This is a genomic window from Baia soyae, from assembly GCF_004341445.1.
Taxonomy (GTDB): domain Bacteria; phylum Bacillota; class Bacilli; order Thermoactinomycetales; family Thermoactinomycetaceae; genus Baia; species Baia soyae.
This window is the reverse complement of record NZ_SLXV01000005.1, coordinates 75,587-97,249: the sequence shown is the minus strand read 5'-3', so window position 1 is coordinate 97,249 and position 21,663 is coordinate 75,587. Positions and strand designations below refer to the sequence as shown.

Sequence of the window (21,663 nt, the reverse complement as noted above, 5' to 3'; positions counted from 1 at the left end):
AATTATTATCTGATAATCTCTTTTAGTTGGTTTGACTTTTCCCGTATATCTCTCATATAATGTTGAGTAGATTGAGGGGGGTGTGGATGTGGAAAACCGAGTAAATCAAATTAAACAACAATTATCCGCCCACAATTATAAACTAACCCCCCAACGGGAAGCGACTGTGCGTGTTTTACTGGAAAATGAAGATGACCATTTGAGCGCAGAGGATGTTTACCTGTTGGTGAAGGACAAAGCACCTGAGATTGGGCTTGCGACAGTTTATCGTACGTTGGAACTACTTAGCGATCTTCACATCATTCATAAGCTGAATTTTGGTGATGGTGTGACCCGATATGAGTTTCGTGCTGAGGGAGCTGAACATCACCATCATCACTTAATGTGTTTAAATTGTGGCTCTGTTGATGAAATTATGGAAGATTTACTAGGGCCTATTGAACAACAAGTGGAGCGGGAGTTCCATTTTCAAATTATGGATCATCGTTTGACGTTCCACGGAATTTGTTATCGTTGTAAAGGTCAGGCAATTGATCCAAAAAAATTAATAGGTTCGAAAGTAACGTGAGATGCTAAATCATAGCTCTCACTTCTTTTTGGCGATTTTTAGGTTTTAAGTACAATTAGAAAGTGTTAAGATAGGTTTGATGCAGAAGGAGGTTCATTCATGAGAATAGGGATTCCTAGAGAAATTAAGAACAACGAGAACCGGGTTGCGATTACCCCTGGTGGCGTAGATGCGTTCATCACGGCTGGCCATTCGGTTATAGTAGAGAAAGATGCAGGAATTGGAAGCGGTTTCACTGATGAGGTTTATGCTTTCCATGGTGCTCAGATTGTGGACAGTGCAGAACAAGTTTGGGCAAACTCCGATATGATTTTGAAAGTAAAAGAACCACAACCTACGGAATATGGATATTTCCGTGAAGGGTTAGTTTTATTTACATATCTCCATCTTGCTCCTGAGCCAGAGTTAACAGCGGCGCTGATGGAAAAGAAAGTAACTGCAATTGCTTATGAAACTATTCAATTAGATAATAGATCTCTTCCTTTATTAACCCCAATGAGTGAAGTAGCAGGTCGTATGTCTGTACAAATTGGTGCTTCTTTCTTAGAAAAGCCACATGGTGGGAAGGGTGTGCTATTAGGTGGTGTACCGGGAGTTCTTCCTGGTGAAGTAGTAATCGTAGGGGGAGGAATCGTAGGTACCAATGCAGCGAAGATGGCTGTAGGTCTTGGTGCGAATGTAACGATCCTCGATGTGAATCCAGACCGTCTGCGTCAACTAGACGATCAATTTGACGGAAAATTACGGACTGTGATGTCCAACTCCTACAACCTAGCAGAAGCGGTTAAGAAAGCAGACTTGCTCATTGGTGCGGTACTCATCCCGGGTCGTCGTGCTCCTCGTCTGGTGACCGAAGAGATGGTAAAACAAATGCAACCTGGTTCCGTTATCGTGGACGTTGCGATTGACCAAGGTGGTTCGATTGAAACGATTGACCGTGTAACCACGCATAGTGAACCAACTTATGTAAAACATGGAGTGGTGCATTACTCAGTGGCTAACATGCCAGGTGCAGTTCCTCGTACTTCTACGATCGCGTTAACCAATGTAACCATCCCTTATGCACTTCAGATCGCCAATAAAGGCGCGGCACGTGCTTTAGCGGAGAGTAAACCATTGGCACTTGGTGTAAACACAATTCAAGGAAAATGTACATATCAAGCAGTTGCAGAAAGCTTGAACTTGACTTACACGCCTCTTGAAGAAGTTTTATAAGAATAAATCAGTTCTCCTACCCATACATTGATAAAAAATGGGTGGGGGACGAGTTACTTATGATTATATCCACCAGACGGATCAAGCAATGGCTGACTTTTTTAATATTATTTGTCTTGTTTACCCTTCTTCTCTATCAAGTGATGAGCTTTTTTACTGACATGTTTGAACCAGATTCGATTTATAAAGAACCAATCGGTGATGCAGTAAAGGTATTTTCAGACTATGGTAGACAAACATCACAAGCGACATTCTCAGAACTAGTCCGAGAGCGCCTGTTATGGTTTTATGAGATTGGGGAATAAGAATAGTAAGATTTTCTATGTAAACATCCTAACAAAAATAGGGTGATTCTTTTTTTATCAACAACTATGAGAGGGGGATCAGACATGAGAAAATACAATCGTGTCTTCCTCGTTGTCTTGGATAGTGTAGGAATTGGTGAATTACCAGATGCCAATTTATATAATGATGTCGGAGCTCATACATTAGGTCATATAGCACAGCATGTAAATGGATTAGCTATGCCCAACATGTCGAAGTTAGGACTTGGAAATATTGAAGCAGTGGAAGGGATCTTACCAGCTGATATCCCGCAAGCTGCTTATGCTCGGATGAAAGAAGTGTCACGTGGTAAGGATACCACCACTGGACATTGGGAGTTTATGGGGATTATCACAGAGACTCCATTTAAAACTTATCCAGATGGCTTCCCGAGTGAGCTGATTCAGGAGTTTGAAGAGCGGATTGGTCGTAAGGTTTTGTGTAACAAACCTGCTTCGGGTACAGAAGTGTTAGATCAATTTGGTGAAGAGCACATGAAGACAGGTGCCGTCATTGTTTACACTTCTGCGGATAGTGTATTCCAAATCGCAGCACATGAAGAAGTCGTGCCACTAGAAGAGCTATATAAAATTTGTGAAGTAGCAAGAGAACTAACGCTCGATGAAAAGTATTGTGTAGTGCGAGTGATTGCACGTCCATTTGTGGGAAATCCAGGAAGCTTTACACGTACTTCAAATCGGCGTGATTATTCTGTGAAACCGCCTATTAAGACTGTTTTGAACTATTTGCAAGAGGCTGGTAAAGAAGTGATCTCGATCGGCAAAATCTCTGACATCTACGCAGGAGAGGGAATTGTTCGTTCGATTCATACGAAAGACAATATGGACGGAGTAGATCAAGTTTTAGCAGTGGCGAAACAGGAGTTCCACGGCCTCGCTTTTGCTAATCTAGTTGATTTTGATGCTAAATTTGGGCATCGTCGCGATCCAGAAGGATATGGCCGGGCGTTAGAAGAATTTGATGCTCGCTTGCCTGAGATTCTAGCAAATCTGCGCGAGGACGATCTTCTCATCATCACAGCTGATCATGGGAACGATCCAACCTTCCACGGAACCGATCATACTCGTGAATATACGCCACTTGTCGTATATAGTCCATCTATGGCAGAAGGTACAAATTTAGGTGTTCGTGAAACATTTGCAGATATTGGTGCTTCTATCGCTGAGAATTTTGGAGTAACCTCTCCTTATGGGACTAGTTTTTTAAAAGAATTACCTTAAATAAATGATAGGACGGTGCTGACGTGAGTCAAAATCAATCAAATATCCGAGAAGCAACAGAATGGATTCAATCCAAAATCCAAGTTCAACCGAAAATTGGCCTTATTTTAGGTTCTGGTTTAGGAGTACTAGCTGGTGAAGTAGAAAACCCTGTGAAGCTCCCTTACAATGATATTCCTCATTTTCCACAATCTACAGTAGAAGGACATGCTGGAGAGCTAGTGGTAGGCATGCTAGAAGATCAACCGGTATTAGTGATGGCAGGTCGTTTTCATCTGTATGAAGGGCATCCATTAACATCGGTAACCTTCCCGATCCGTGTGATGAAAGCATTAGGAGTCGACACGATCATCGTAACCAATGCGGCTGGTGGAGTGAATACTTCCTATGAGCCAGGTGACCTCATGCTGATTAAGGATCATATTAACATGACGTTCCAAAACCCATTGATCGGGCCAAATGATCCAGAGCAAGGGGTACGTTTCCCAGATATGTCGACTGCCTATGATCCAGAGCTACGCGAAATGGCTCGCAAGGTGGCAACAGAGCAGGGAGTGAAATTCCAAGAAGGTGTATATATCGGACTTCTTGGCCCTACTTATGAAACGCCAGCAGAGATTCGTATGTGCCGCTTTCTAGGTGGAGATGCGATTGGAATGTCAACTGTGCCTGAAGTAATTGTTGCTCGTCACGCTGGGATTCGTTGCTTAGGTATCTCCTGCATTAGCAACATGGCAGCAGGAATCTTAGAGCAACCTCTTTCCCACGATGAAGTAATGGAGACAACAGAGCTAGTAAGATCTCAGTTTATTAATCTGGTAAAAGGGATCTTGCGCAACATCTAAAATCTTACATTTCGAGGTGCAACTATGAACATGATCCAACGTATCCAAGAGGCGAAAGAGTTTATCTCAAGCAAAACAAATCAAACCTATCAATTTGGGTTGATCCTCGGTTCTGGCTTAGGTGATCTGGCAGATAAGGTAGAAAACAAAGTAACGATCAAATACGATGAAGTTCCTCATTTTCCTGTATCCACAGTGGAAGGTCATGCAGGGCAGTTAGTTCTCGGTACTTTAGCGGGTAAGCAAGTGATTGCGATGCAAGGACGGTTTCATTTCTATGAAGGCTACAGTCAACAAGATGTAACGTTCCCAGTGCGTGTGATGAAAGCGCTCGGAGTCGAAACGGTGCTCGTAACCAACGCAGCAGGTGGGATGAATGCAGATTTCCATGCAGGGGATCTCATGCTTATTACGGATCATATTAATATGACTGGTTCCAATCCACTCATTGGCCCTAATTTTGCGGAACTAGGTCCTCGTTTCCCAGATATGTCAACTGCTTACACCCCCGAATTAGTGGAAGTAGCGAAGCGTGTAGCGGCTGATCAAGGAGTTACGGTTCAACAAGGTGTATACGCTGGGATTAGCGGTCCTACTTATATGACGCCAGCAGAGCTGATTATGTTACGTAATATGGGTGGAGATGCGATCGGGATGTCGACTGTCCCAGAGGTAATCGTAGCCCGTCATGCAGGGATGAAGGTGCTAGGGATCACTTGTATCACGGACATGGCGATTGGAGAAGCACTCGAACCGCTTACTCATGAACAAGTAGTAGAAGTAGCAAATCGTACCAAACCAATCTTCATGAATTTGGTTCAGGGAATTTTAAAAGAGGTGTAAGTGGATGGACACAGTTTCTTTAATTCGCAAAAAACGGGATGGACACGAATTATCGACAGAAGAAATTCGTTTTCTTGTAGAAGGTTTTTCTGCGGGAGAAATCCCAGATTATCAGATGTCTTCGTTTGCTATGGCAATCTTCTTCAAAGGGATGACAGACCGAGAAACGGCAGACCTCACCATGGCAATGGTAGAGTCTGGTGAACAAGTTGATCTTTCTAAGATTAATGGAATCAAAGTAGATAAACATAGCACAGGTGGCGTAGGGGATACGACTACTTTAACATTGGTCCCACTCGTAGCAGCTGCAGGTGTTCCAGTAGCGAAGCTCTCTGGACGAGGACTCGGGCATACAGGTGGAACGATCGATAAGTTAGATGCGATCCAAGGGTTTTCTACGGAGCTAGACATTGAAGAGTTTATCCAGCTAGTGAATAACAGCAAAGTAGCCGTAGTGGGCCAAACAGCAAACTTAACACCTGCGGATAAGAAGCTTTACGCCCTTCGCGATGTAACAGGAACGGTTGACTCCATTCCCCTCATTGCGAGTTCGATTATGAGTAAAAAGATTGCATCAGGTGCAGACGCGATTGTTCTCGATGTAAAAACCGGTGACGGTGCTTTTATGAAAGAAGAAGCAGATGCGATTAAACTAGCAGAAGCGATGGTGGCAATCGGAAAGCAAGTAGGCCGAAAAACAATCGCTGTTATCAGTGACATGAGCCAACCATTAGGTTATGCGATCGGAAATGCTGTTGAAGTAAAGGAAGCGATCGATACCCTCAAAGGAGAAGGTCCGGAAGATCTTCACGAGTTAGGGCTTGTCCTCGGTTCTCAGATGCTGATCCTTGCAGGTCGTGCGAAAACAACTGAAGAAGCACGTAGTTTGCTAGAAGGTGTAGTGAAAGACGGTAGTGCCCTTGCGAAGTTCCGTGAGTTTATTAAAGGACAACACGGAAATGCAGAGATTGTCGATCAACCAGAACTTCTTCCACAACCAGCAGAGAAAATCCAAGTCCTCGCTGAGAAATCTGGATTTGTACAACGTATTCTCGCTGAAGAAGTGGGTCTTTGTGCGATGAAGTTGGGCGCAGGCCGTGAAACCAAAGATGATGTGATCGATTATGCAGTAGGAATTGTTCTCCATAAGAAAGTAGGCGATTCTGTCTCTGATAAGGAAACGATTGCAACTCTCTATGTGAACGAAAAAGAGAACCTTGATGAGGTAATGTCTCGTCTACACCAAGCGATCCAAATTGGTTCTGAGAAAGTTCAGACATCTGCATTAATACGCTGTATTATTACAGAAGATGGTGTGCAAAAGATATAATGTGTAAAAAACCAGCCCATTTCGCTTTCCAGCGAGAGGTGCTGGTTTCTTCTTATAAACCTATTGAAAACGAGACATGCAAAAAAGGTACTAATACTGCTTACCGTAAGCAGTATTAGTACCTTTTTTGATGAATCCTTATTTTACTTCAAAGAATTTCGCTACATCGTCAACCATGAGGTTTGCTGCTAGAACGCCACCAGCGGTGTTCCAGATCGTGTCACTTACTTTGAATGCTTTTTTGTTTTTAACTGCGTTTAGTCCTTGGAAGAGTGGATCTTTTAGCCATTCTTTTTCGAGGTCTGTTGCTTTGTTATCGCCTGTTTCATAAGTGAAGTAGAAGAGATAATCTCCATCCATCGCTGGGATGCGTTCTTTTCCTACACCACGTTCAGCTAAGTCGTTTTTATTTTGTGATTCAGGACGTGCAAATCCGAGGTCTTTTAGGATCACGCCAGAGAAAGAATCTAAGTGGTAGATACGAACATCACCTGTTACAAAGCGAACCATGGAAACTTTACTTTTTAGCTTATCTCCCAATTTACCTTTTAATTGGGAGATTTTTTCATCGTACTGAGCAAGAATTTTTTGTCCTTCTGACTCTTTGTTTAGTACTTTTGCATAAAACTTGAAGTTTTCTTTCCAGTCACCACGTAGTGATTCTGAGAAAACAGTCGGTGCAATTGCTTTTAATTGTTCGTACACTTTTTCCTGACGCATTTTGTTCCCTATAATTAAATCTGGTTTTAAAGAAGCGATTGTTTCAAGGCTTGGTTCACTTTCTAAACCAACGACCTTTACGCCATCCATTTGCCCCTTAATATGGTCGTACCAAGGCTTACCAGTAAAAGACTGTACTGCCCCAACTGGTTTTACTCCGAGAGCGAGTAGGGCTTCCGTTCCTTCATTCGTAAGAATAACCACTTTTTTAGGAGTACCTTTGATTTCGGTTTTTCCCATTGCATGTTCAATCGTAGTAGTTGGACCGTCTGATTTTCCAGATTCAGTCGTGGATTTACTGCCACAAGCAGTAAGAGCAGATGTAATGAATAGTAAGCTCGCTAAGATGAAAAGAGAGCGACTTTTTATAAATCGTGAAAACATATAGGTGATTCCCTCCGTTGATTTGAAAATGATTTTCATTTACAATGAGAATCATAATCAATATTTAGTGCAGCTGTCAACAAAAGAAATTGAAAATAATTCTTATTAAAAAACAACTTTGTCACCATCTGAGGGGAGTATGTAGTAAGAAATGAAGATTTATACACACCAGGGGAAATGGCTTGCACTAATCATTTCTATATTTGTACTCATTCTTTGCATGCTAGGTAGTGTATTACTTGGCTATACTGATACGTCCATTCATACTGCCATCCAGGCTTTTTCACATCCGACTGGCGTTTTTGATCAATTAGTGATTACAGAAGTCCGCCTTCCACGAGCTTTGATTGGTGCAGCGATTGGTGGAGCGTTAGCCGTTGCAGGTGCATTGATGCAAGCGCTTACCCGTAATCCAATGGCTTCCCCAGATTTTATCGGGGTAAATGCGGGTGCTAGCTTCTTTATCGTTGCGGCGATGATGCTGTTTTCTGTTACTTCATTAGAAGCGTTTTTATGGATCGGATTGGTAGGTTCTGCTGTGACCTCACTCGCTGTTTACTTGTTAGGCTCTGTGGGGAGTGGTGGGCTGTCTCCATTAAAAATTACCTTAGCTGGTGCAGCGACGGCCATGTTATTCGCCTCCATGACACAAGGATTGTTAGTATTAGATGAATCGGCGCTGGATCAAGTAATGTTTTGGTTAGCGGGTTCGATCGAAGGACGAAAGCTAGAATTATTGCAACTGGTAGTTCCCTATTTGACGATTGGATTCCTAATCGCTCTTTTCTTAGGAAAATCGATTAATGTGTTGCAAATGGGGGAAGATGTGGCAACGGGCTTGGGGCAGAAAACGTGGTTAGTAAAATTGCTTGGACTCGTTTCGATCGTTCTTCTAGCAGGAAGTGCTGTATCGGTAGCAGGCCCTATTAGCTTTATTGGAGTGATGGTTCCTCATATAGTCAAAGGCTTAGTAGGTAATGATTATCGTTGGTTAGTTCCTTTTAGCATAACGATCGGAGGGATTGTCCTCGTGCTGGCTGATCTAGCGGCTCGATTTGTCATGATGCCCGAAGAAGTGCCTGTGGGAGTGATGACAGCATTAATCGGGATCCCATTTTTCTTAGCAGTAGCACGTAGGGGAGTAGGAAAGGCATGAAAACGAAACGATGGTTGATAATACGTAGAGGGAAAGCAGAACGAGTCTCACTTCTATTTGAAAAGCGTTCAGTTTGGATGATCACGATTTTTTCACTCCTTCTAATAGTAACGTTTCTCCTGGCTGCAGGAGCAGGAGAGGTATATGTGAACCCGATTGAAGTGGGGAGAGTCATATTTGGTATGGATGCGAATGCATTTTCGAAGTTAGTCGTAGAATCGTTTCGGCTACCTCGAATGATTGTAGCTGTGTTAGTCGGAACGTTATTAGCGATTTCAGGCTCTATTTTGCAGGGGGTTGTTCGAAATCCACTTGCTTCCCCTGACTTATTGGGAATCACAGGTGGTGCGAGTGTAGCGGTTGTCATGTTTTTAGGGATGTTTAGCAGTCCTAAGACGAATGCCCTAATAGTAAGCATCCATTGGCTTCCGTTGATTGCGATATGTGGGGCTCTCGTTGCAGCCTTCATTTTATATAGTCTGGCATGGAAAAATGGCTTATCACCCGTTCGTCTTGTATTGATGGGGATTGGCGTTTGGGCCTTGACGAAAGCGTTAACGACGTTGTTTATGGTAAAGAGTGTCATTTACCGTGCAAGCCAAGCAAATGTGTGGATTACAGGTTCGGTATATGGCACAAATTGGGATCATGTATCGGTATTAGTCCCGGTCGCACTTTTATTAATTTTATGTATTTTCTTGTCAGTACGTCAGTTAAATGTTCAGGCTTTTGGGGAAGAAATTGCAGTTGGTTTAGGGGGTCAGGTCTCGAAACAAAGATTATGGCTCCTTACGTTAAGTACGGTAACAGCTGGAGTAGCAGTTGCCTATGGCGGAGGAATTAGTTTTGTGGGTCTAATGGCACCACACATCGCCCGTAGATTAGTTGGTTCTAACTATGGCGCTCTTTTGCCTATTTCGGCTTTAATAGGTGGATTTCTCGTATTGCTCGCCGATACGATCGGGCGGACTTTCTTTCTGCCACTGGAAGTGCCAGCAGGTGTGTTTATCTCGATTTTAGGAGCTCCTTATTTTATTTATTTATTAATTCGCGAACGAGGCTAGCGTGGTGATATAGGCATGATGGGGAAGGTGATGGTTGACGGTATGATTGCACTAGAGACAAGTCAATTAAAATTGGCATACGGAGAGCGAGTTATTATAGATGGGTTGGATGTTGAGATTCCAAAGGGGAAGATTACGGTATTAATTGGCTGTAATGGATGCGGAAAATCAACCCTATTACGCTCTATGGCTCGGCTACTAAAACCGAAAACCGGGACCATTTTACTGGAAGGACAGGCGATTTCCAAGATGGCCACGAAGGAGATCGCGAAACAGTTAGCGATTTTGCCACAAGGTCCTGTCGCTCCAGAGGGATTAACGGTTTTACAGTTAGTGAAACAAGGGCGATTTCCTTATCAAAGCATGCTTCGTCAGTGGTCTACGGAAGATGAGGAGCTTGTAAATAAAGCACTTCACGCGACGGGGCTAGATGAATTACGAGATCAGGATGTCGATTCGTTATCAGGCGGACAGAGGCAACGTGCTTGGATCGCTATGACCCTCGCGCAGAATCCAGATATTCTCTTGCTAGATGAGCCGACGACTTACCTAGATTTAACGCACCAAGTGGAAGTTCTGGACTTATTATTTACATTAAATCGTCAAGAGAATCGCACTATTCTGATGGTATTACATGATCTCAATTTAGCCTGTCGCTATGCGGACCACCTGATTGCGGTTAAGCGTGGAGCGATTTATGCACAAGGATCACCAGAGGATATTATGACGCCTAGCTTAGTACGAGATGTATTCCAAATGGACTGTAAGATCATTTCGGACCCGATTTTTGGAACTCCTTTATTGATCCCGCACGGGAAAGGGAGAAGCGTTGTCAGAAAGGAGGGATAGACATGTCTATGATGATAGAAGAGCTTCATTTATTACAAACTCGCTTTCGTCTCGATTCGCGATCTTGGAGTGAAATAAAGGATGAAGTACAGGGATGGAGCTTTCCGCTGAGTGACTTGCTTGAAGCCAGACCTAGAGAACAAGTGTTGCGCCAGATCAAAGATCTTCTAGGGACAGCTAACTTATCAGTCGCTAGCTCGATGCTGGTGAAGAGAATTAGCTTCGCCTTCTTGATTCCGTTAACACTATTTTCCTTATATCAAAAGAGAGTAGTAGGCTCTACTTGGAATGTAGCATTGTTAACCCCTCCTGAATCTGATTCGGTATGGATCCCTAGCATTGTGATGGATCTATCTGAGATACAAGAAGTACATGCAAATGAGCGCTCTTCTGAGCGAACAGAGTTATTTCGCTGGATGTTTCAACAGCATTTTGCACCATGGATGATTGGAGTCCGAAGCTCTGTCAACATTTCCGAAATGACGCTATGGGAAAATGTATACGTCTACATCAAATGGATGTATCAGACTATGCTCAGTGAAGTTTCTTCTGAAGATTTGAAAAGACAGATTGGGGAAGATTATCACGCACTCGTTTCCGATCCTACTTTATCTCTTGATCAAAAAGGAACCAACCCCTTTAATATCTTTTCGCAAGCAGAATTCGCTGATAACCGTAAAACGTGTTGCCTAGCCTATTTGACTTCCTTGCGACCGCAACATTGTAAGACTTGTCCGGTAAATTGTAGCGCTCGTGAATCATCCTCTGACTGATTTCGCATACTTCCTGTTTGTCTGAGAGAAACTATGCTCATTAGGCCAATAGGAGGAATGCTAGATGCTGAAACGGATCAGTATCTCTGTTTTTATTTCAATCTTTGTACTCTCTTTGTTTGTACCACGAGCGGTCGTACATGCGGCAGAATTAGATCTAGCACCTAATGCGAAATCAGCTGTATTGATGGACGCAGATACAGGAACGGTTATTTATGAGAAAAATAGCCATGAAAAATTACCTCCTGCTAGTATTACGAAGGTAATGACGATGCTTCTGGTGATGGAATCCATCGAACAGAAGAAATTGAAGCTGACGGATTCGGTCACTGTTTCAGAAAATGCTTCGTCAAAAGGTGGCTCTCAGATTTTCTTAGAACCAGGTGAATCGATGACCGTTCATGATTTACTAAAAGGAGTTGCCATCGGTTCGGCAAATGATGCCTCAGTCGCTCTCGCCGAACATATCGGAGGGACAGAGGATAACTTTGTTGCGATGATGAACAAACGCGCTGTAGGGCTAGGATTAAAGGATACGAAGTTTCAGAATCCCAATGGCTTACCTGTAGCAGATCACTATTCTTCTGCTTATGACATTGCTTTGTTATCTCGGGAACTGCTAAAACACCCAGAGATCACCAAGTATACGAGTTTGTATCAGGACTATTTACGTCAAGATTCGAAAAAACCATTTTGGCTTGTAAATACCAATAAACTGGTTCGTTTTTATCAGGGCCTAGATGGTCTGAAAACTGGCTTTACTACTGAGGCACGTTTTTGCTTAACTGCAACGGCGAAACGCGATAACTTCCGTGTCATTGCAGTTGTGCTAGGTGAACCTGACTCGAAGATGCGAAACCAAGAAATTTCCAAGATGTTAGACTACTCCTTTAGCCAGTACACCAACTACACTTTCTACAAAAAAGGCGACTTCATTGCCAAAGTTGCAGTGGATAAAGGAACCCCTGAAGAGATATTGATTCGTGCACATCACTCCATGTCGATTCTAATGAAGAAGGGTGAAGATCCGAAGCAATATAAAAAGGTAGTTCATTTTAAAGAGCTAAAAGCCCCGATTAAGCAAGGAGAGACGATTGGGACGATCGACTTTACGAATAAAGAAGGAAAAGTTGTAACGCATCTAGAGATCACAAGTTCTCGGGATATCGAAGAAGCAAGCCTCTGGAACTCAATTCAAAAAGTGTTTACGGATATCTTTAAGTAGCTCCTAAAAGGAAACTGGCCATAAAGCAGTTTCCTTTTTTGTTTTCATAGCAGGATATGGGAATTATTTGCAGAAAACATCTTACAGAAGAGAAGCACCTGAATGAGAAGGAGGGGTTCAGTTGGCTTTACATTTAGATGTAAAACGGTCAAAGAATGTGTTAGTCGCTCGTTTGGATGGAGAATTAGACCATCATACAGCGGCCCATGTTCGCAAAGTGATTGAAGAAGAATTAAATCATGAATGGGTTACTCATCTTGTATTAAACCTGGAAAAACTCGAATTTATGGATAGTTCTGGTTTAGGAGTCATCCTCGGTCGCTATAAACGAGTAACGCAAATGGGGGGCAAGATGACCATCTGCTCTGTACAACCTTCGATTCAGCGAATCATGGAGATGTCAGGATTGTTTAAGATTCTTCAGATGTTTCAAGATGAAAGCAGTGCAGTTTCTGCATGTGGGGTGGCGTCATGATGAAACCGGTACATACAAACTTTATGGAATTATGTTTTAATGCTCGATCGGAAAATGAATCATTTGCTCGTGTGGCTGTGGCTGCTTTTCTATCACAGTTAGATCCTACTATAGAGGATTTAACTGATATTAAAACAGTCGTGAGTGAAGCAGTCACGAACTCAGTCATTCATGGATATGAGGAAAACCCAGAAGGCGTTATCTTGATTCGCACTGAGATCGAGGGTACGAAGATTTGTGTGCAAATTACGGATTATGGCTTAGGAATCGAAGATGTAACAGAAGCACGGCAACCTCTATACACATCGAAGCCCGAGTTGGAGCGATCGGGTATGGGTTTTACGATCATGGAGAATTTTATGGATGAGGTGATGATTCACTCCAAACCAGGAGAAGGTACGACCATTCAGCTAGTCAAGCAGCTTACTCCGCAATCTCAGCAATCGCTAGTGAATTGAGGGAAGCATATGGATGCGGAAGTGCGTAAAGAGCGTCATAATCATTTGTCGGATGCAGAAGTCAAGGAGCTCATTTTACTCAGCCAGCAAGGAGATCTGTTGGCCAGGGATCGTTTAGTGAGTCATAATATTCGCTTAGTTTGGTCCGTTGTGCAGCGTTTCTTAAATCGTGGCTATGAAGCAGAGGACTTGTTTCAAATAGGTAGCATTGGATTACTAAAAGCAGTAGATAAATTTGACCTTAGTTATGAAGTAAAGTTTTCTACTTATGCAGTCCCGATGATTATCGGAGAGATTCAACGCTTCCTGCGGGATGATGGCATGGTAAAAGTAAGTCGCAGTTTGAAGGAATTAGCCAATAAAGTTCGTAAAACCAAGGATGAGCTGTCAAAACGTCTAAACCGCCTTCCTACACTACATGAGATTGCGAAAGAGATTGGAATTGAGCCGGAAGAGATCGTTTTCGCACAAGAAGCAAACCGGGCCCCTACTTCTATTCATGAGACGGTATATGAAAACGATGGTGATCCGATTACATTGATGGATCAAATCGCGGATGATAGTGAAAAGTCTTGGTTTGATAAGCTGGTGTTACATGATGCGATTGATCGTCTATCAGAACGAGAGCAACTAATCGTGTACCTTCGGTATTTTAAGGATCAAACGCAATCGGAAGTAGCCGAGAGGCTTGGTATATCTCAGGTTCAAGTTTCTAGATTAGAGAAAAAAATCATTGCTCGGATGAAAGAAGATTTGTCACAAATTAATTAGTTCACATGAGGAGTGTCCTACTAAAAATAGGATGGCTCCTCTTTCTTTTCTTTATTTAGGCTTTCAACTATAGCAAATCCACATTTTGCTCATAAAGGTAGTATATCTCTTCTAATTCGAAAGGATGTGTTCTTCTTGGCTCGCATGGGTTTTGTTCAAAATCTGATCTATCCTTGGAAGAGAATTAATTCCATCTCGAATATATCGGTAAATGATTTTTCTTGGGTGGGAAAATATTCTTATGTGTATAGTGGCCCTTATAATAAAAATGCAATGGCCCTTACATTTGATGATGGACCTGATATGGTCTATACCCCAAAGGTATTGGATATTCTGAAAAAACATGGAGTAAAAGCAACCTTTTTTTTGGTTGGAAATAATGTAGAAAAATATCCAGAAGTAGTGAAACGAATTTCAAGAGAAGGCCATCAAATTGGGAATCATAGTTATGATCACTCGGATATGAAAAAACTGTCTGATAAAGATTACCATGAACAAGTTGAAAAAACTGGAAGACTCATACGGAATCTAGTCGGATATACACCAAAAGCATTTAGACCACCTTATGGTTCTATTAGTGAGAAACAAGTAAAATGGGCAAGCAATAATAAGTATCTGGTCACCCAATGGAATGTCGATACATTAGATTGGAAAGGATTAAGCAAAGATGAAGTTTTAGCAAGAGCCTTGGATTCCGCTACACCGGGAGCTATTATCCTACAACACTCTATGTATCCCATGAAACTGCAAGGTTCAGTTGAAGCCCTAGATCAACTAATTCCGATTCTGAAATCAAATGGAACTCGTTTAGTTACCATTGGTCAAATGTTTCATCTTCCGCAGGGGATCTAAGTTTTACCCTATAAAGAAGGCTCTTACTTTGATGGGATATACACAAAGTGAAGAGCCTTATTTCTGCATTTTTTTCTGTTTTTCACTGAAAAATATTTTTTTGTACATACTACTCTTAACCACAATGTGAAAGGAGTCGCACACTTGTGGCATCAATCGTTTATATCAAGTTGAAGAAAAAAATAAAAGCACAGATGGAGCAACGGATTTTGTTGCAGGATATAGCGGAGGTTGTAGCCGATCAGAATCAAATGGAGTTACAACAGATGCCGATTATCCAGCTAACTTCTAAATACGGAACCTATGCCGTTATTGAAGCGATTCATGTACTTCGTGTGGTGAAACATGCCTTTCCACATCTCCAGATTCAGATGTTAGGACCGGTTCATTCCATTATCGAGCGATCTCCCGAAACACGTCTCCGTAAGAAACTGTTTGTTTTTTTAACATGGATTTTTCTTTTTACAGGTTCGGGACTAGCCATTATGAACTTTCATACAGATGTCAGTATGAAAAAGGTGCATGATCGGATCTATTTCCTCGTAACGGGAGATCAGGTAGATGGCTCATTATGGTTACAGATTCCGTACTCAATCGGCATTGGCGTGGGAATGATCCTCTTCTTCAATCACGTGTTTAAACGTCGATTTAATGAAGAGCCAAGTCCAATGGAATTGGAAATGTATCTATATCAAGAGACAATTGATCAGTATGTCATCGAACACGAAAAGGTTCGTGCAGAAGGAGACTCAAATGATTCAACATCTCCTCGATAGTGTCATTCTTGTCTTTTTCGGTTTGGCGGGTGGCTTTGCAGTAGGAAGTGGATTTGTCGCGTTTATTGCCGTATTAGATATCGTTCCTCGCCTTACTCATCTTACTCGTTCGAAGTCTTCGATTCATTGGTATGAGGGAGCTATTATTACGGGTACATTAGTCTTCACATGGCTCGATCTGAGAAATATGACGCTCGGAATTCCGATGTGGATTATCCTGCCACTAGGTGCCTTTATGGGAATTTTTGTTGGGATGTTAGCGGCTGCACTGACCGAAGCATTAAACGTATTTCCGATCCTCGTGAAGCGTATGGGGATGAAGGAATCTCTGTTGATGTTCCTGATGGCCATGTCGCTCGGGAAGGTGATCGGATCTCTTTTACAATGGACCTATTTTAAAATTTGGTAGCAGAAAGGATGAAATCGAATGGGGACGTTTTTGACAGCTTTTGTAGTGGGAGGCTTAATTTGTGTAATTGGGCAATTATTAATTGATTTAACGCCACTTACTCAAGCGCATGTGATGACATTATTGGTAGTTACGGGAGCTGTATTAGACGGTGTAGGTTTGTACGAACCGCTTATCAAATTTGCCGGAGCAGGTGCAACGGTACCCATTACCAGCTTTGGAAATGCACTCGTTCATGGTACGGTAAAACATACGCAAGAAAATGGAATTGCAGGTTTATTATCAGGCATGTTTTCCATCACAAGTGCAGGTATTACGGCGGCCATCGTATTTGCTTGTTTAACTGCCCTTATTTTTAAACCGAAAGGGTAAGAAAAAGATGGATCGTCAAAGAAGAAAAGTGATTGTCGTGACAGATGGAGATCAGGTTGCTCAAGAAGCATTGGAACAAGTAGCCAAACGAATTCATGGCCGTGTAATCTCCCTTTCTGCGGGTAACCCTACCCATCTCTCAGGCCCTGAGCTTGTGAGACTGATCCATCGTGCCAAATACGATCCTGTCATTGTCATGTTTGATGACTGTGGAAATGCAAAGGAAGGATTTGGAGAACGGGCATTACGCTATGTAGCGAATCATGAAAGCATCGAGGTAATCGGCGCGCTCGCCGTTGCTTCAAATTGTATAAAGAGCAGAGGAACCCCAGTCCACATGGCTCTAGATTGTCACGGTAATATCATTAGCCATCCAGTCGATAAATATGGGAAGCCTCAATATAACGAAGAACTACGAATCTATGGAGATACGGTAGAAATTTTAAATGCTATTCAGATTCCGATCATCATCGGGATTGGCGATGTTGGGAAGATGCGCAGGTATGATTACTATAAAATAGGTGCTCCTGTTACCACGAAGGCAATTAAACTATTATTAGATATTTATAACAACAATACAGGGACCGATTCCATTTAAAGAGAACCCAACAGATAATGGTTTATTTGAAAATGGTTGGATCTATTTCGTTGTAAAGGGATAGTTCCTATGATACAATTACAAAAATTCACAGTTTGATCGTTTAGGGGAGAGGATTCATGATGTCAAAGTATGATCTCGACCAAATCGGGGATATGATGACTCAGTTAGTTGAAATGGCAGGGAAGAACCATAATAAGCTCGACCAAATGGATGAGAGGCAATCTAGGATGGACGACAGACTGTCTGAGATGGGTGAGAGGCAATCTAAGATGGACGAGAGATTGTCTAAGATGGACGACAGACTGTCTACGATAGAAGAGGATATGTCGATTATGACAAATGATTTGTCAGCTACGAAAGACAACATTTGAATTTCTAATCGATCGTCAGTATGCGATGGAGAAAGAAGTGTGGAAGCTTAAGAAAAAGGTATAAGGCGGATTCAATCATCAATGAATCGGATTGATTTTGTGTCTACTTTGTGTCGGTAAAGCCTAATCCTGACCCTTGTGTTACAATTAGTGATGAATTTCACATATATGCCTTTGAAGAGGGGATTCACATGAAAAAGCATGCTACATTGCGCTTTTTATCTATCGTCACAGCACTCGTTTCATATTTCATGTTACTAATGGGTGCCATTGTAACTAAGACGGGTTCAGGCAAAGGGTGCGGTAACTCATGGCCGATTTGTAAGGGAGAGTTGATCCCGGAATCGATGCCACTTGAGTCGATTATCGAGTATAGTCATCGGATTATCTCGTCAGGAGCTGGAATGTTAATTCTTGCACTTACGATCTGGTCCTGGATTGTTTATCGTGATAACTTTCGCGTGAAGCTATTTGGGATTATGAGTGTATTTTTTGTTTTGTTACAAGGAGCTTTAGGCGCTTTAACAGTTATGTTTGAAGGTCCGTTTATTAAAAAATTTATGTTGGCACTTCATTTCGGTTTTTCGCTTATTTCGTTTGCAAGTGTGATGCTACTGGTTATTCAACTTTATCGCCTTCGCGATGGAAAGCCAGATAAAAGCTCAGGTACCCCGTTAAGTCGTGGATTTGGTTGGAGTGTATGGGGTTTGGCTACGTACACGTACATAGCTGTCTATAGTGGTGCGCTCGTTCGTCATATGGAAGCGACAATGGGTTGTGGTTATGAATTCCCTAGTTGTGGGATAACGAAATTTCCGGGATTCGGTTCCGCTGCGGAGATTCATATGCTCCACCGCTATGCGGGGATCTTGCTATTCGTGCTAACGTTGTGTCTATTAATCGTTGTTCTTCGGAAATATCGTGATAATCGAGATTTTGTTCAAGGTAGTTGGATTGCGATGATCCTGATTACCTTGCAAGCTATTGCTGGAATTATCACAGTGAAAACGGGCGGAGTGCTGATGGCAGCATTGCTTCACACTACGATTATTACGATTTACTTTACTGCAATTTCTTATTTGTGTATGTTAGCTGGTGCACCGTGGAAGAAGAGAAGTTAGCTTCGGGAACAACAAACAAAGACTTGATTAAATAACTCTACGGATAAACGGTAGAATTACGTAACCAGGTCTTTTTTCTTTGGCCACTCCACCAGTAAATAAAAGTTGGTCAGATACATTCCCTGAAGCAATCTATTACCCAAAGCAACTCATCCTAGACAATTTTTTACTAACAGGATATACTTGACTTGTTACACAAATCACAATTTAATACAAGGTTACATCCTTCGGGGCAGGGTGAAATTCCCTACCGGCGGTGATGGCGTGTGAATAGATGGCGCCTTAGCCCGTGACCCGCTTTTAGCGGTGGATTCGGTGAAACTCCGGAGCCGACAGTATAGTCTGGATGGGAGAAGGATGATATGGAACGACTCCTTGATCGTTGATTTTTTTCAAAAACTCAACCTTTCAAGGGTTATTTTTCTGTACATAAAATAGCGAAATAACAGATAGTCGTACGTTTCTTTCCCATGCCTAAAAACAAGCCCCAACGAAAAAATCGTTGGGGCTTTTATGTATCCATGTATAGAAAGAGGTGAACAAATCCCATGTTTACAGGAATTATCGAAGAAGTGGGGTACGTAGGTCGGGTACGTACGGTTGGTCAGACACAAGTACTAACCATTGGTTGCCGCAAAGTATTGGAAGGAACGAAATTGGGCGACAGCATTGCCGTAAACGGTGTTTGCCTTACGGTTACCCAGATGGATCATGGCTTTTTCTACGCCGATGTGATGCCAGAAACATACCAACGGACTTGCTTCCGGTTTCTTCGTTCAGGAGATCCCGTCAATCTAGAACGTGCTATGGCTCTAGCGGATCGGATGGGAGGGCATTTTGTTCAGGGGCATGTTGATGGAATGGCCACATTCATCCGGCAAGAACCTGCTGAGAATGCAGTCATATTTCATTTTGAAACCGAGCCAAGTTGGACCCATTTTATGATTCCCAAAGGATCTATTGCAATCAACGGCACAAGCCTAACCTTAGTTGCGGTGACAAATACAACCTTTTGTGTCTCCTTGATTCCACATACCATGCGAGAAACGCAGTTTGGCTCCCTAGCAGTGGGTGATCGGGTTAATATCGAGTGCGATATGATGGCCAAATATATAGCAAAATGGACCGGGGATCATTCAGGTATTGCGATGACTTCAAACGGAGTCCAACTTACGACTCTACAAAAAGCTGGTTTTCTAGATAAGGAGGAAACGATACATGTTTCATGCGATTGAGGAAGCATTAGCTGATCTAAAACAAGGGAAATTGATTATCGTGGTGGATGATGAAGATCGAGAAAATGAAGGGGACCTCGTGGCGCTTGCTGAGTATGCAACACCAGAGTTAATCAATTTTATGGTTACCCATGGCCGTGGTCTTGTATGTGTGCCGATTACAGAGCAACGAGCTCAGCAATTGAAGATCCCTTACATGATCGAGGCAAATGATAATACGGACAGACACGGAACCGCTTTTACTGTTTCAGTTGACTCTCAAACTTCACATACCGGGATTTCTGCCTTTGAACGTTCTCAAACGGTGATCGATTTAATTGATGGGACCAAACGAGCACATGATTTTCGGCGCCCGGGTCACATTTTCCCTCTCATTGCGAAAGAAGGCGGTGTAATCGAGAGATCGGGCCATACAGAAGCAGCAGTCGATCTAGCGAAACTTTGTGGATCAGCCCCCGCTGGTGTACTCTGTGAAATTTTAAATGAAGATGGAACGATGGCTCGTGTTCCGGATCTTATCCCCTTTGCCGAAAAATGGGATCTCAAAATGATTACCATTCAAGATTTAATCCAATATCGTTTAGCACAAGAACCAACTGTTCAGCGTCGTGAAGAAATTCACCTTCCAACGGAATATGGAGATTTTCGGATGATTGCTTATACGGCTCCGGATGGAAAAGAGCAAATCGCCTTGGTAAAGGGGGGTTTACATCTAGAAAAGCCGGTCTTAGTTCGAGTTCATTCAGAATGTATGACTGGTGATCTGTTTACCTCCAGACGTTGTGATTGTGGTTTGCAACTACATGAATCGCTATTGATGATCGAAGAAAACGGAAGTGGTGTCTTCATCTATCTTCCTCAAGAGGGTCGTGGGATTGGTCTGTTAAATAAGATGCGCGCTTACCAATTACAAGACCAAGGGCTCGATACGGTGGAAGCAAATCTGCATCTGGGTTTTCCTGATGATGGGCGTGACTATAATAGTGCAGCGCAAATTTTACGTGATCTAGGGGTTCAGCAGGTTCATTTGATTACCAATAATCCACGAAAGGTATCAGGATTACAGCAGTCAGGGATTGAAGTCCTAGAGCGAGTACCGATTGAAATTCAGCCATATACAGAAAATAAACGTTATTTAGTGACCAAGAAAGAAAAATTAGGACACCGATTACAGTGGGTATAGAGGAGAGGGCTTCTTATGGTAGAAAAAGTATATGAAGGCAAATTAACTGCACAAGGATATCGTTTTGGGATTGTGGTAGCTCGATTTAATGAGTTTATTACGAGCAAATTATTGGGTGGAGCAAAAGATGCCCTCTTGCGTCATGGCGCAGAACAAGAGAATATAGAGATAGCTTGGGTACCAGGCGCGTTTGAGATTCCGCTGATTGTAGAAGAGATGGCAGCTTCTAAGAAATACGATGCGATTATTACGTTAGGATGTGTAATCCGCGGTGCAACTACTCATTATGATTATGTGTGTAATGAGGTAGCCAAGGGAGTGGCGAGTGCAAGTGTTCGCCATCGTTTGCCGGTGATGTTTGGCGTGATTACGACTGAGAATATTGAGCAAGCCATTGAGCGAGCGGGAACGAAAGCAGGAAATAAAGGATATGAAGTGGCTGTAGGAGCCATTGAGATGGCAAGCTTACAACGCGAATTACTTGGATAAAGAAAGTCGTGAT

26 protein-coding genes and 1 riboswitch are annotated in these 21,663 nt (G+C 42.5%); of the genes, 25 read left to right on the top strand and 1 reads right to left on the bottom strand.

The features are described 5' to 3' along the window. The first annotated feature begins 88 nt into the window (after positions 1 to 88). From fur to EDD57_RS03025, 7 genes are all read left to right on the top strand, one after another. On the top strand, positions 89 to 568 hold the full coding sequence (gene fur / locus EDD57_RS03055) for a ferric iron uptake transcriptional regulator (RefSeq protein WP_131848011.1): 480 nt from the start codon (positions 89 to 91) through the stop codon (positions 566 to 568). Between the two features lie 99 nt (positions 569 to 667). Then, positions 668 to 1,783, top strand: a complete 1,116-nt coding sequence (gene ald / locus EDD57_RS03050) for an alanine dehydrogenase (RefSeq protein ID WP_131848010.1) — start codon at positions 668 to 670, stop codon at positions 1,781 to 1,783. A gap of 59 nt (positions 1,784 to 1,842) precedes the next feature. Continuing rightward, entirely contained in the window at positions 1,843 to 2,088 is a 246-nt protein-coding gene (locus EDD57_RS03045) for a DUF4227 family protein (protein WP_131848009.1), read from the top strand. An 84-nt stretch (positions 2,089 to 2,172) separates the two neighbouring features. Next, complete coding sequence (deoB, locus tag EDD57_RS03040) at positions 2,173 to 3,348, top strand: phosphopentomutase (protein ID WP_131848008.1); 1,176 nt, start codon at positions 2,173 to 2,175, stop codon at positions 3,346 to 3,348. Positions 3,349 to 3,371: 23 nt separating this feature from the next. Next, positions 3,372 to 4,193: a purine-nucleoside phosphorylase gene (locus EDD57_RS03035; protein WP_131848007.1), complete on the top strand. Its 822-nt coding sequence runs from the start codon at positions 3,372 to 3,374 to the stop codon at positions 4,191 to 4,193. Positions 4,194 to 4,217: 24 nt separating this feature from the next. Beyond that, positions 4,218 to 5,036, top strand: a complete 819-nt coding sequence (locus tag EDD57_RS03030; RefSeq protein ID WP_131848006.1) for a purine-nucleoside phosphorylase — start codon at positions 4,218 to 4,220, stop codon at positions 5,034 to 5,036. A 4-nt stretch (positions 5,037 to 5,040) separates the two neighbouring features. Next, complete coding sequence (locus tag EDD57_RS03025; RefSeq protein ID WP_131848005.1) at positions 5,041 to 6,366, top strand: pyrimidine-nucleoside phosphorylase; 1,326 nt, start codon at positions 5,041 to 5,043, stop codon at positions 6,364 to 6,366. Between the two features lie 138 nt (positions 6,367 to 6,504). Here the strand turns inward: EDD57_RS03025 and EDD57_RS03020 are convergent, their stop codons facing one another. Next, positions 6,505 to 7,470, bottom strand: a complete 966-nt coding sequence (locus EDD57_RS03020; RefSeq protein WP_131848004.1) for an ABC transporter substrate-binding protein — start codon at positions 7,468 to 7,470, stop codon at positions 6,505 to 6,507. A 151-nt stretch (positions 7,471 to 7,621) separates the two neighbouring features. On the opposite strand from EDD57_RS03020, the gene EDD57_RS03015 reads away from it, so the two are divergent. From EDD57_RS03015 to ribH, 18 genes are all read left to right on the top strand, one after another. Next, positions 7,622 to 8,626, top strand: coding sequence for a FecCD family ABC transporter permease (locus EDD57_RS03015; RefSeq protein ID WP_131848003.1), 1,005 nt, complete (start codon positions 7,622 to 7,624; stop codon positions 8,624 to 8,626). Further along, complete coding sequence (locus EDD57_RS03010) at positions 8,623 to 9,690, top strand: FecCD family ABC transporter permease (RefSeq protein ID WP_131848002.1); 1,068 nt, start codon at positions 8,623 to 8,625, stop codon at positions 9,688 to 9,690. The genes EDD57_RS03015 and EDD57_RS03010 overlap by 4 nt, the downstream gene beginning before the upstream one ends. A gap of 42 nt (positions 9,691 to 9,732) precedes the next feature. Next, entirely contained in the window at positions 9,733 to 10,539 is an 807-nt protein-coding gene (locus tag EDD57_RS03005; protein ID WP_131848031.1) for an ABC transporter ATP-binding protein, read from the top strand. A 2-nt stretch (positions 10,540 to 10,541) separates the two neighbouring features. Continuing rightward, on the top strand, positions 10,542 to 11,312 hold the full coding sequence (locus tag EDD57_RS03000) for an IucA/IucC family C-terminal-domain containing protein (RefSeq protein WP_131848001.1): 771 nt from the start codon (positions 10,542 to 10,544) through the stop codon (positions 11,310 to 11,312). Between the two features lie 64 nt (positions 11,313 to 11,376). Next, positions 11,377 to 12,537 carry a D-alanyl-D-alanine carboxypeptidase family protein gene (locus EDD57_RS02995; RefSeq protein ID WP_131848000.1) on the top strand — a complete coding sequence of 387 codons (1,161 nt, stop codon included), beginning with the start codon at positions 11,377 to 11,379 and terminating at the stop codon, positions 12,535 to 12,537. A 121-nt stretch (positions 12,538 to 12,658) separates the two neighbouring features. Continuing rightward, a complete protein-coding gene (spoIIAA, locus tag EDD57_RS02990) occupies positions 12,659 to 13,012 on the top strand; it encodes an anti-sigma F factor antagonist (RefSeq protein ID WP_131847999.1) in 354 nt (117 codons plus the stop codon). Next, the gene (gene spoIIAB / locus EDD57_RS02985) at positions 13,009 to 13,470 is read left to right on the top strand and encodes an anti-sigma F factor (RefSeq protein ID WP_424205233.1); all 462 of its coding nucleotides are present in this window, start codon (positions 13,009 to 13,011) and stop codon (positions 13,468 to 13,470) included. Before spoIIAA ends, spoIIAB begins: the two co-directional genes overlap by 4 nt. A 9-nt stretch (positions 13,471 to 13,479) precedes the next feature. Next, the gene (gene sigF, locus EDD57_RS02980; RefSeq protein WP_131847998.1) at positions 13,480 to 14,241 is read left to right on the top strand and encodes an RNA polymerase sporulation sigma factor SigF; all 762 of its coding nucleotides are present in this window, start codon (positions 13,480 to 13,482) and stop codon (positions 14,239 to 14,241) included. 144 nt (positions 14,242 to 14,385) lie between these two features. Then, the gene (locus EDD57_RS02975) at positions 14,386 to 15,093 is read left to right on the top strand and encodes a polysaccharide deacetylase family protein (RefSeq protein ID WP_131848029.1); all 708 of its coding nucleotides are present in this window, start codon (positions 14,386 to 14,388) and stop codon (positions 15,091 to 15,093) included. Positions 15,094 to 15,239: 146 nt separating this feature from the next. Then, positions 15,240 to 15,869, top strand: coding sequence for a stage V sporulation protein AA (locus tag EDD57_RS02970; protein ID WP_131847997.1), 630 nt, complete (start codon positions 15,240 to 15,242; stop codon positions 15,867 to 15,869). Next, complete coding sequence (locus EDD57_RS02965) at positions 15,847 to 16,278, top strand: stage V sporulation protein AB (protein WP_131847996.1); 432 nt, start codon at positions 15,847 to 15,849, stop codon at positions 16,276 to 16,278. The genes EDD57_RS02970 and EDD57_RS02965 overlap by 23 nt, the downstream gene beginning before the upstream one ends. 18 nt (positions 16,279 to 16,296) lie before the next feature. Beyond that, entirely contained in the window at positions 16,297 to 16,650 is a 354-nt protein-coding gene (gene spoVAE, locus EDD57_RS02960; RefSeq protein ID WP_131847995.1) for a stage V sporulation protein AE, read from the top strand. 7 nt (positions 16,651 to 16,657) lie between these two features. Continuing rightward, complete coding sequence (spoVAEA, locus tag EDD57_RS02955) at positions 16,658 to 17,248, top strand: stage V sporulation protein SpoVABEA (RefSeq protein WP_131847994.1); 591 nt, start codon at positions 16,658 to 16,660, stop codon at positions 17,246 to 17,248. A 122-nt stretch (positions 17,249 to 17,370) separates the two neighbouring features. Continuing rightward, entirely contained in the window at positions 17,371 to 17,622 is a 252-nt protein-coding gene (locus EDD57_RS02950) for a hypothetical protein (protein ID WP_131847993.1), read from the top strand. A gap of 191 nt (positions 17,623 to 17,813) precedes the next feature. Next, the gene (locus EDD57_RS02945; protein WP_131847992.1) at positions 17,814 to 18,743 is read left to right on the top strand and encodes a COX15/CtaA family protein; all 930 of its coding nucleotides are present in this window, start codon (positions 17,814 to 17,816) and stop codon (positions 18,741 to 18,743) included. Between the two features lie 219 nt (positions 18,744 to 18,962). Then, positions 18,963 to 19,105: riboswitch (FMN riboswitch) on the top strand. Positions 19,106 to 19,291: 186 nt separating this feature from the next. Further along, positions 19,292 to 19,978 carry a riboflavin synthase gene (locus EDD57_RS02940; protein WP_131847991.1) on the top strand — a complete coding sequence of 229 codons (687 nt, stop codon included), beginning with the start codon at positions 19,292 to 19,294 and terminating at the stop codon, positions 19,976 to 19,978. Next, positions 19,962 to 21,161, top strand: coding sequence for a bifunctional 3,4-dihydroxy-2-butanone-4-phosphate synthase/GTP cyclohydrolase II (locus EDD57_RS02935; protein ID WP_131847990.1), 1,200 nt, complete (start codon positions 19,962 to 19,964; stop codon positions 21,159 to 21,161). The genes EDD57_RS02940 and EDD57_RS02935 overlap by 17 nt, the downstream gene beginning before the upstream one ends. Positions 21,162 to 21,176: 15 nt before the next feature. Next, positions 21,177 to 21,650 (top strand): 6,7-dimethyl-8-ribityllumazine synthase, encoded by a 474-nt coding sequence (ribH, locus tag EDD57_RS02930; protein ID WP_131847989.1) that lies wholly within the window; start codon positions 21,177 to 21,179, stop codon positions 21,648 to 21,650. Positions 21,651 to 21,663 lie beyond the last annotated feature (13 nt).

What these genes read in the sequence shown, in the direction of transcription:
- ald (WP_131848010.1), top strand. Translation starts at nt 668, where the DNA reads ATGAGAATAGGGATTCCTAGAGAAATTAAGAACAACGAGAACCGGGTT.
- EDD57_RS03045 (WP_131848009.1), top strand. Translation starts at nt 1,843, where the DNA reads ATGATTATATCCACCAGACGGATCAAGCAATGGCTGACTTTTTTAATA.
- deoB (WP_131848008.1), top strand. Translation starts at nt 2,173, where the DNA reads ATGAGAAAATACAATCGTGTCTTCCTCGTTGTCTTGGATAGTGTAGGA.
- EDD57_RS03030 (WP_131848006.1), top strand. Translation starts at nt 4,218, where the DNA reads ATGAACATGATCCAACGTATCCAAGAGGCGAAAGAGTTTATCTCAAGC.
- EDD57_RS03025 (WP_131848005.1), top strand. Translation starts at nt 5,041, where the DNA reads ATGGACACAGTTTCTTTAATTCGCAAAAAACGGGATGGACACGAATTA.
- EDD57_RS03020 (WP_131848004.1), bottom strand. Translation starts at nt 7,470, where the DNA reads ATGTTTTCACGATTTATAAAAAGTCGCTCTCTTTTCATCTTAGCGAGC.
- EDD57_RS03015 (WP_131848003.1), top strand. Translation starts at nt 7,622, where the DNA reads ATGAAGATTTATACACACCAGGGGAAATGGCTTGCACTAATCATTTCT.
- EDD57_RS03010 (WP_131848002.1), top strand. Translation starts at nt 8,623, where the DNA reads ATGAAAACGAAACGATGGTTGATAATACGTAGAGGGAAAGCAGAACGA.
- EDD57_RS03005 (WP_131848031.1), top strand. Translation starts at nt 9,733, where the DNA reads ATGATTGCACTAGAGACAAGTCAATTAAAATTGGCATACGGAGAGCGA.
- EDD57_RS03000 (WP_131848001.1), top strand. Translation starts at nt 10,542, where the DNA reads ATGTCTATGATGATAGAAGAGCTTCATTTATTACAAACTCGCTTTCGT.
- EDD57_RS02995 (WP_131848000.1), top strand. Translation starts at nt 11,377, where the DNA reads ATGCTGAAACGGATCAGTATCTCTGTTTTTATTTCAATCTTTGTACTC.
- spoIIAB (WP_424205233.1), top strand. Translation starts at nt 13,009, where the DNA reads ATGATGAAACCGGTACATACAAACTTTATGGAATTATGTTTTAATGCT.
- sigF (WP_131847998.1), top strand. Translation starts at nt 13,480, where the DNA reads ATGGATGCGGAAGTGCGTAAAGAGCGTCATAATCATTTGTCGGATGCA.
- EDD57_RS02975 (WP_131848029.1), top strand. Translation starts at nt 14,386, where the DNA reads ATGGGTTTTGTTCAAAATCTGATCTATCCTTGGAAGAGAATTAATTCC.
- EDD57_RS02965 (WP_131847996.1), top strand. Translation starts at nt 15,847, where the DNA reads ATGATTCAACATCTCCTCGATAGTGTCATTCTTGTCTTTTTCGGTTTG.
- spoVAE (WP_131847995.1), top strand. Translation starts at nt 16,297, where the DNA reads ATGGGGACGTTTTTGACAGCTTTTGTAGTGGGAGGCTTAATTTGTGTA.
- spoVAEA (WP_131847994.1), top strand. Translation starts at nt 16,658, where the DNA reads ATGGATCGTCAAAGAAGAAAAGTGATTGTCGTGACAGATGGAGATCAG.
- EDD57_RS02950 (WP_131847993.1), top strand. Translation starts at nt 17,371, where the DNA reads ATGTCAAAGTATGATCTCGACCAAATCGGGGATATGATGACTCAGTTA.
- EDD57_RS02945 (WP_131847992.1), top strand. Translation starts at nt 17,814, where the DNA reads ATGAAAAAGCATGCTACATTGCGCTTTTTATCTATCGTCACAGCACTC.
- EDD57_RS02940 (WP_131847991.1), top strand. Translation starts at nt 19,292, where the DNA reads ATGTTTACAGGAATTATCGAAGAAGTGGGGTACGTAGGTCGGGTACGT.
- EDD57_RS02935 (WP_131847990.1), top strand. Translation starts at nt 19,962, where the DNA reads ATGTTTCATGCGATTGAGGAAGCATTAGCTGATCTAAAACAAGGGAAA.
- ribH (WP_131847989.1), top strand. Translation starts at nt 21,177, where the DNA reads ATGGTAGAAAAAGTATATGAAGGCAAATTAACTGCACAAGGATATCGT.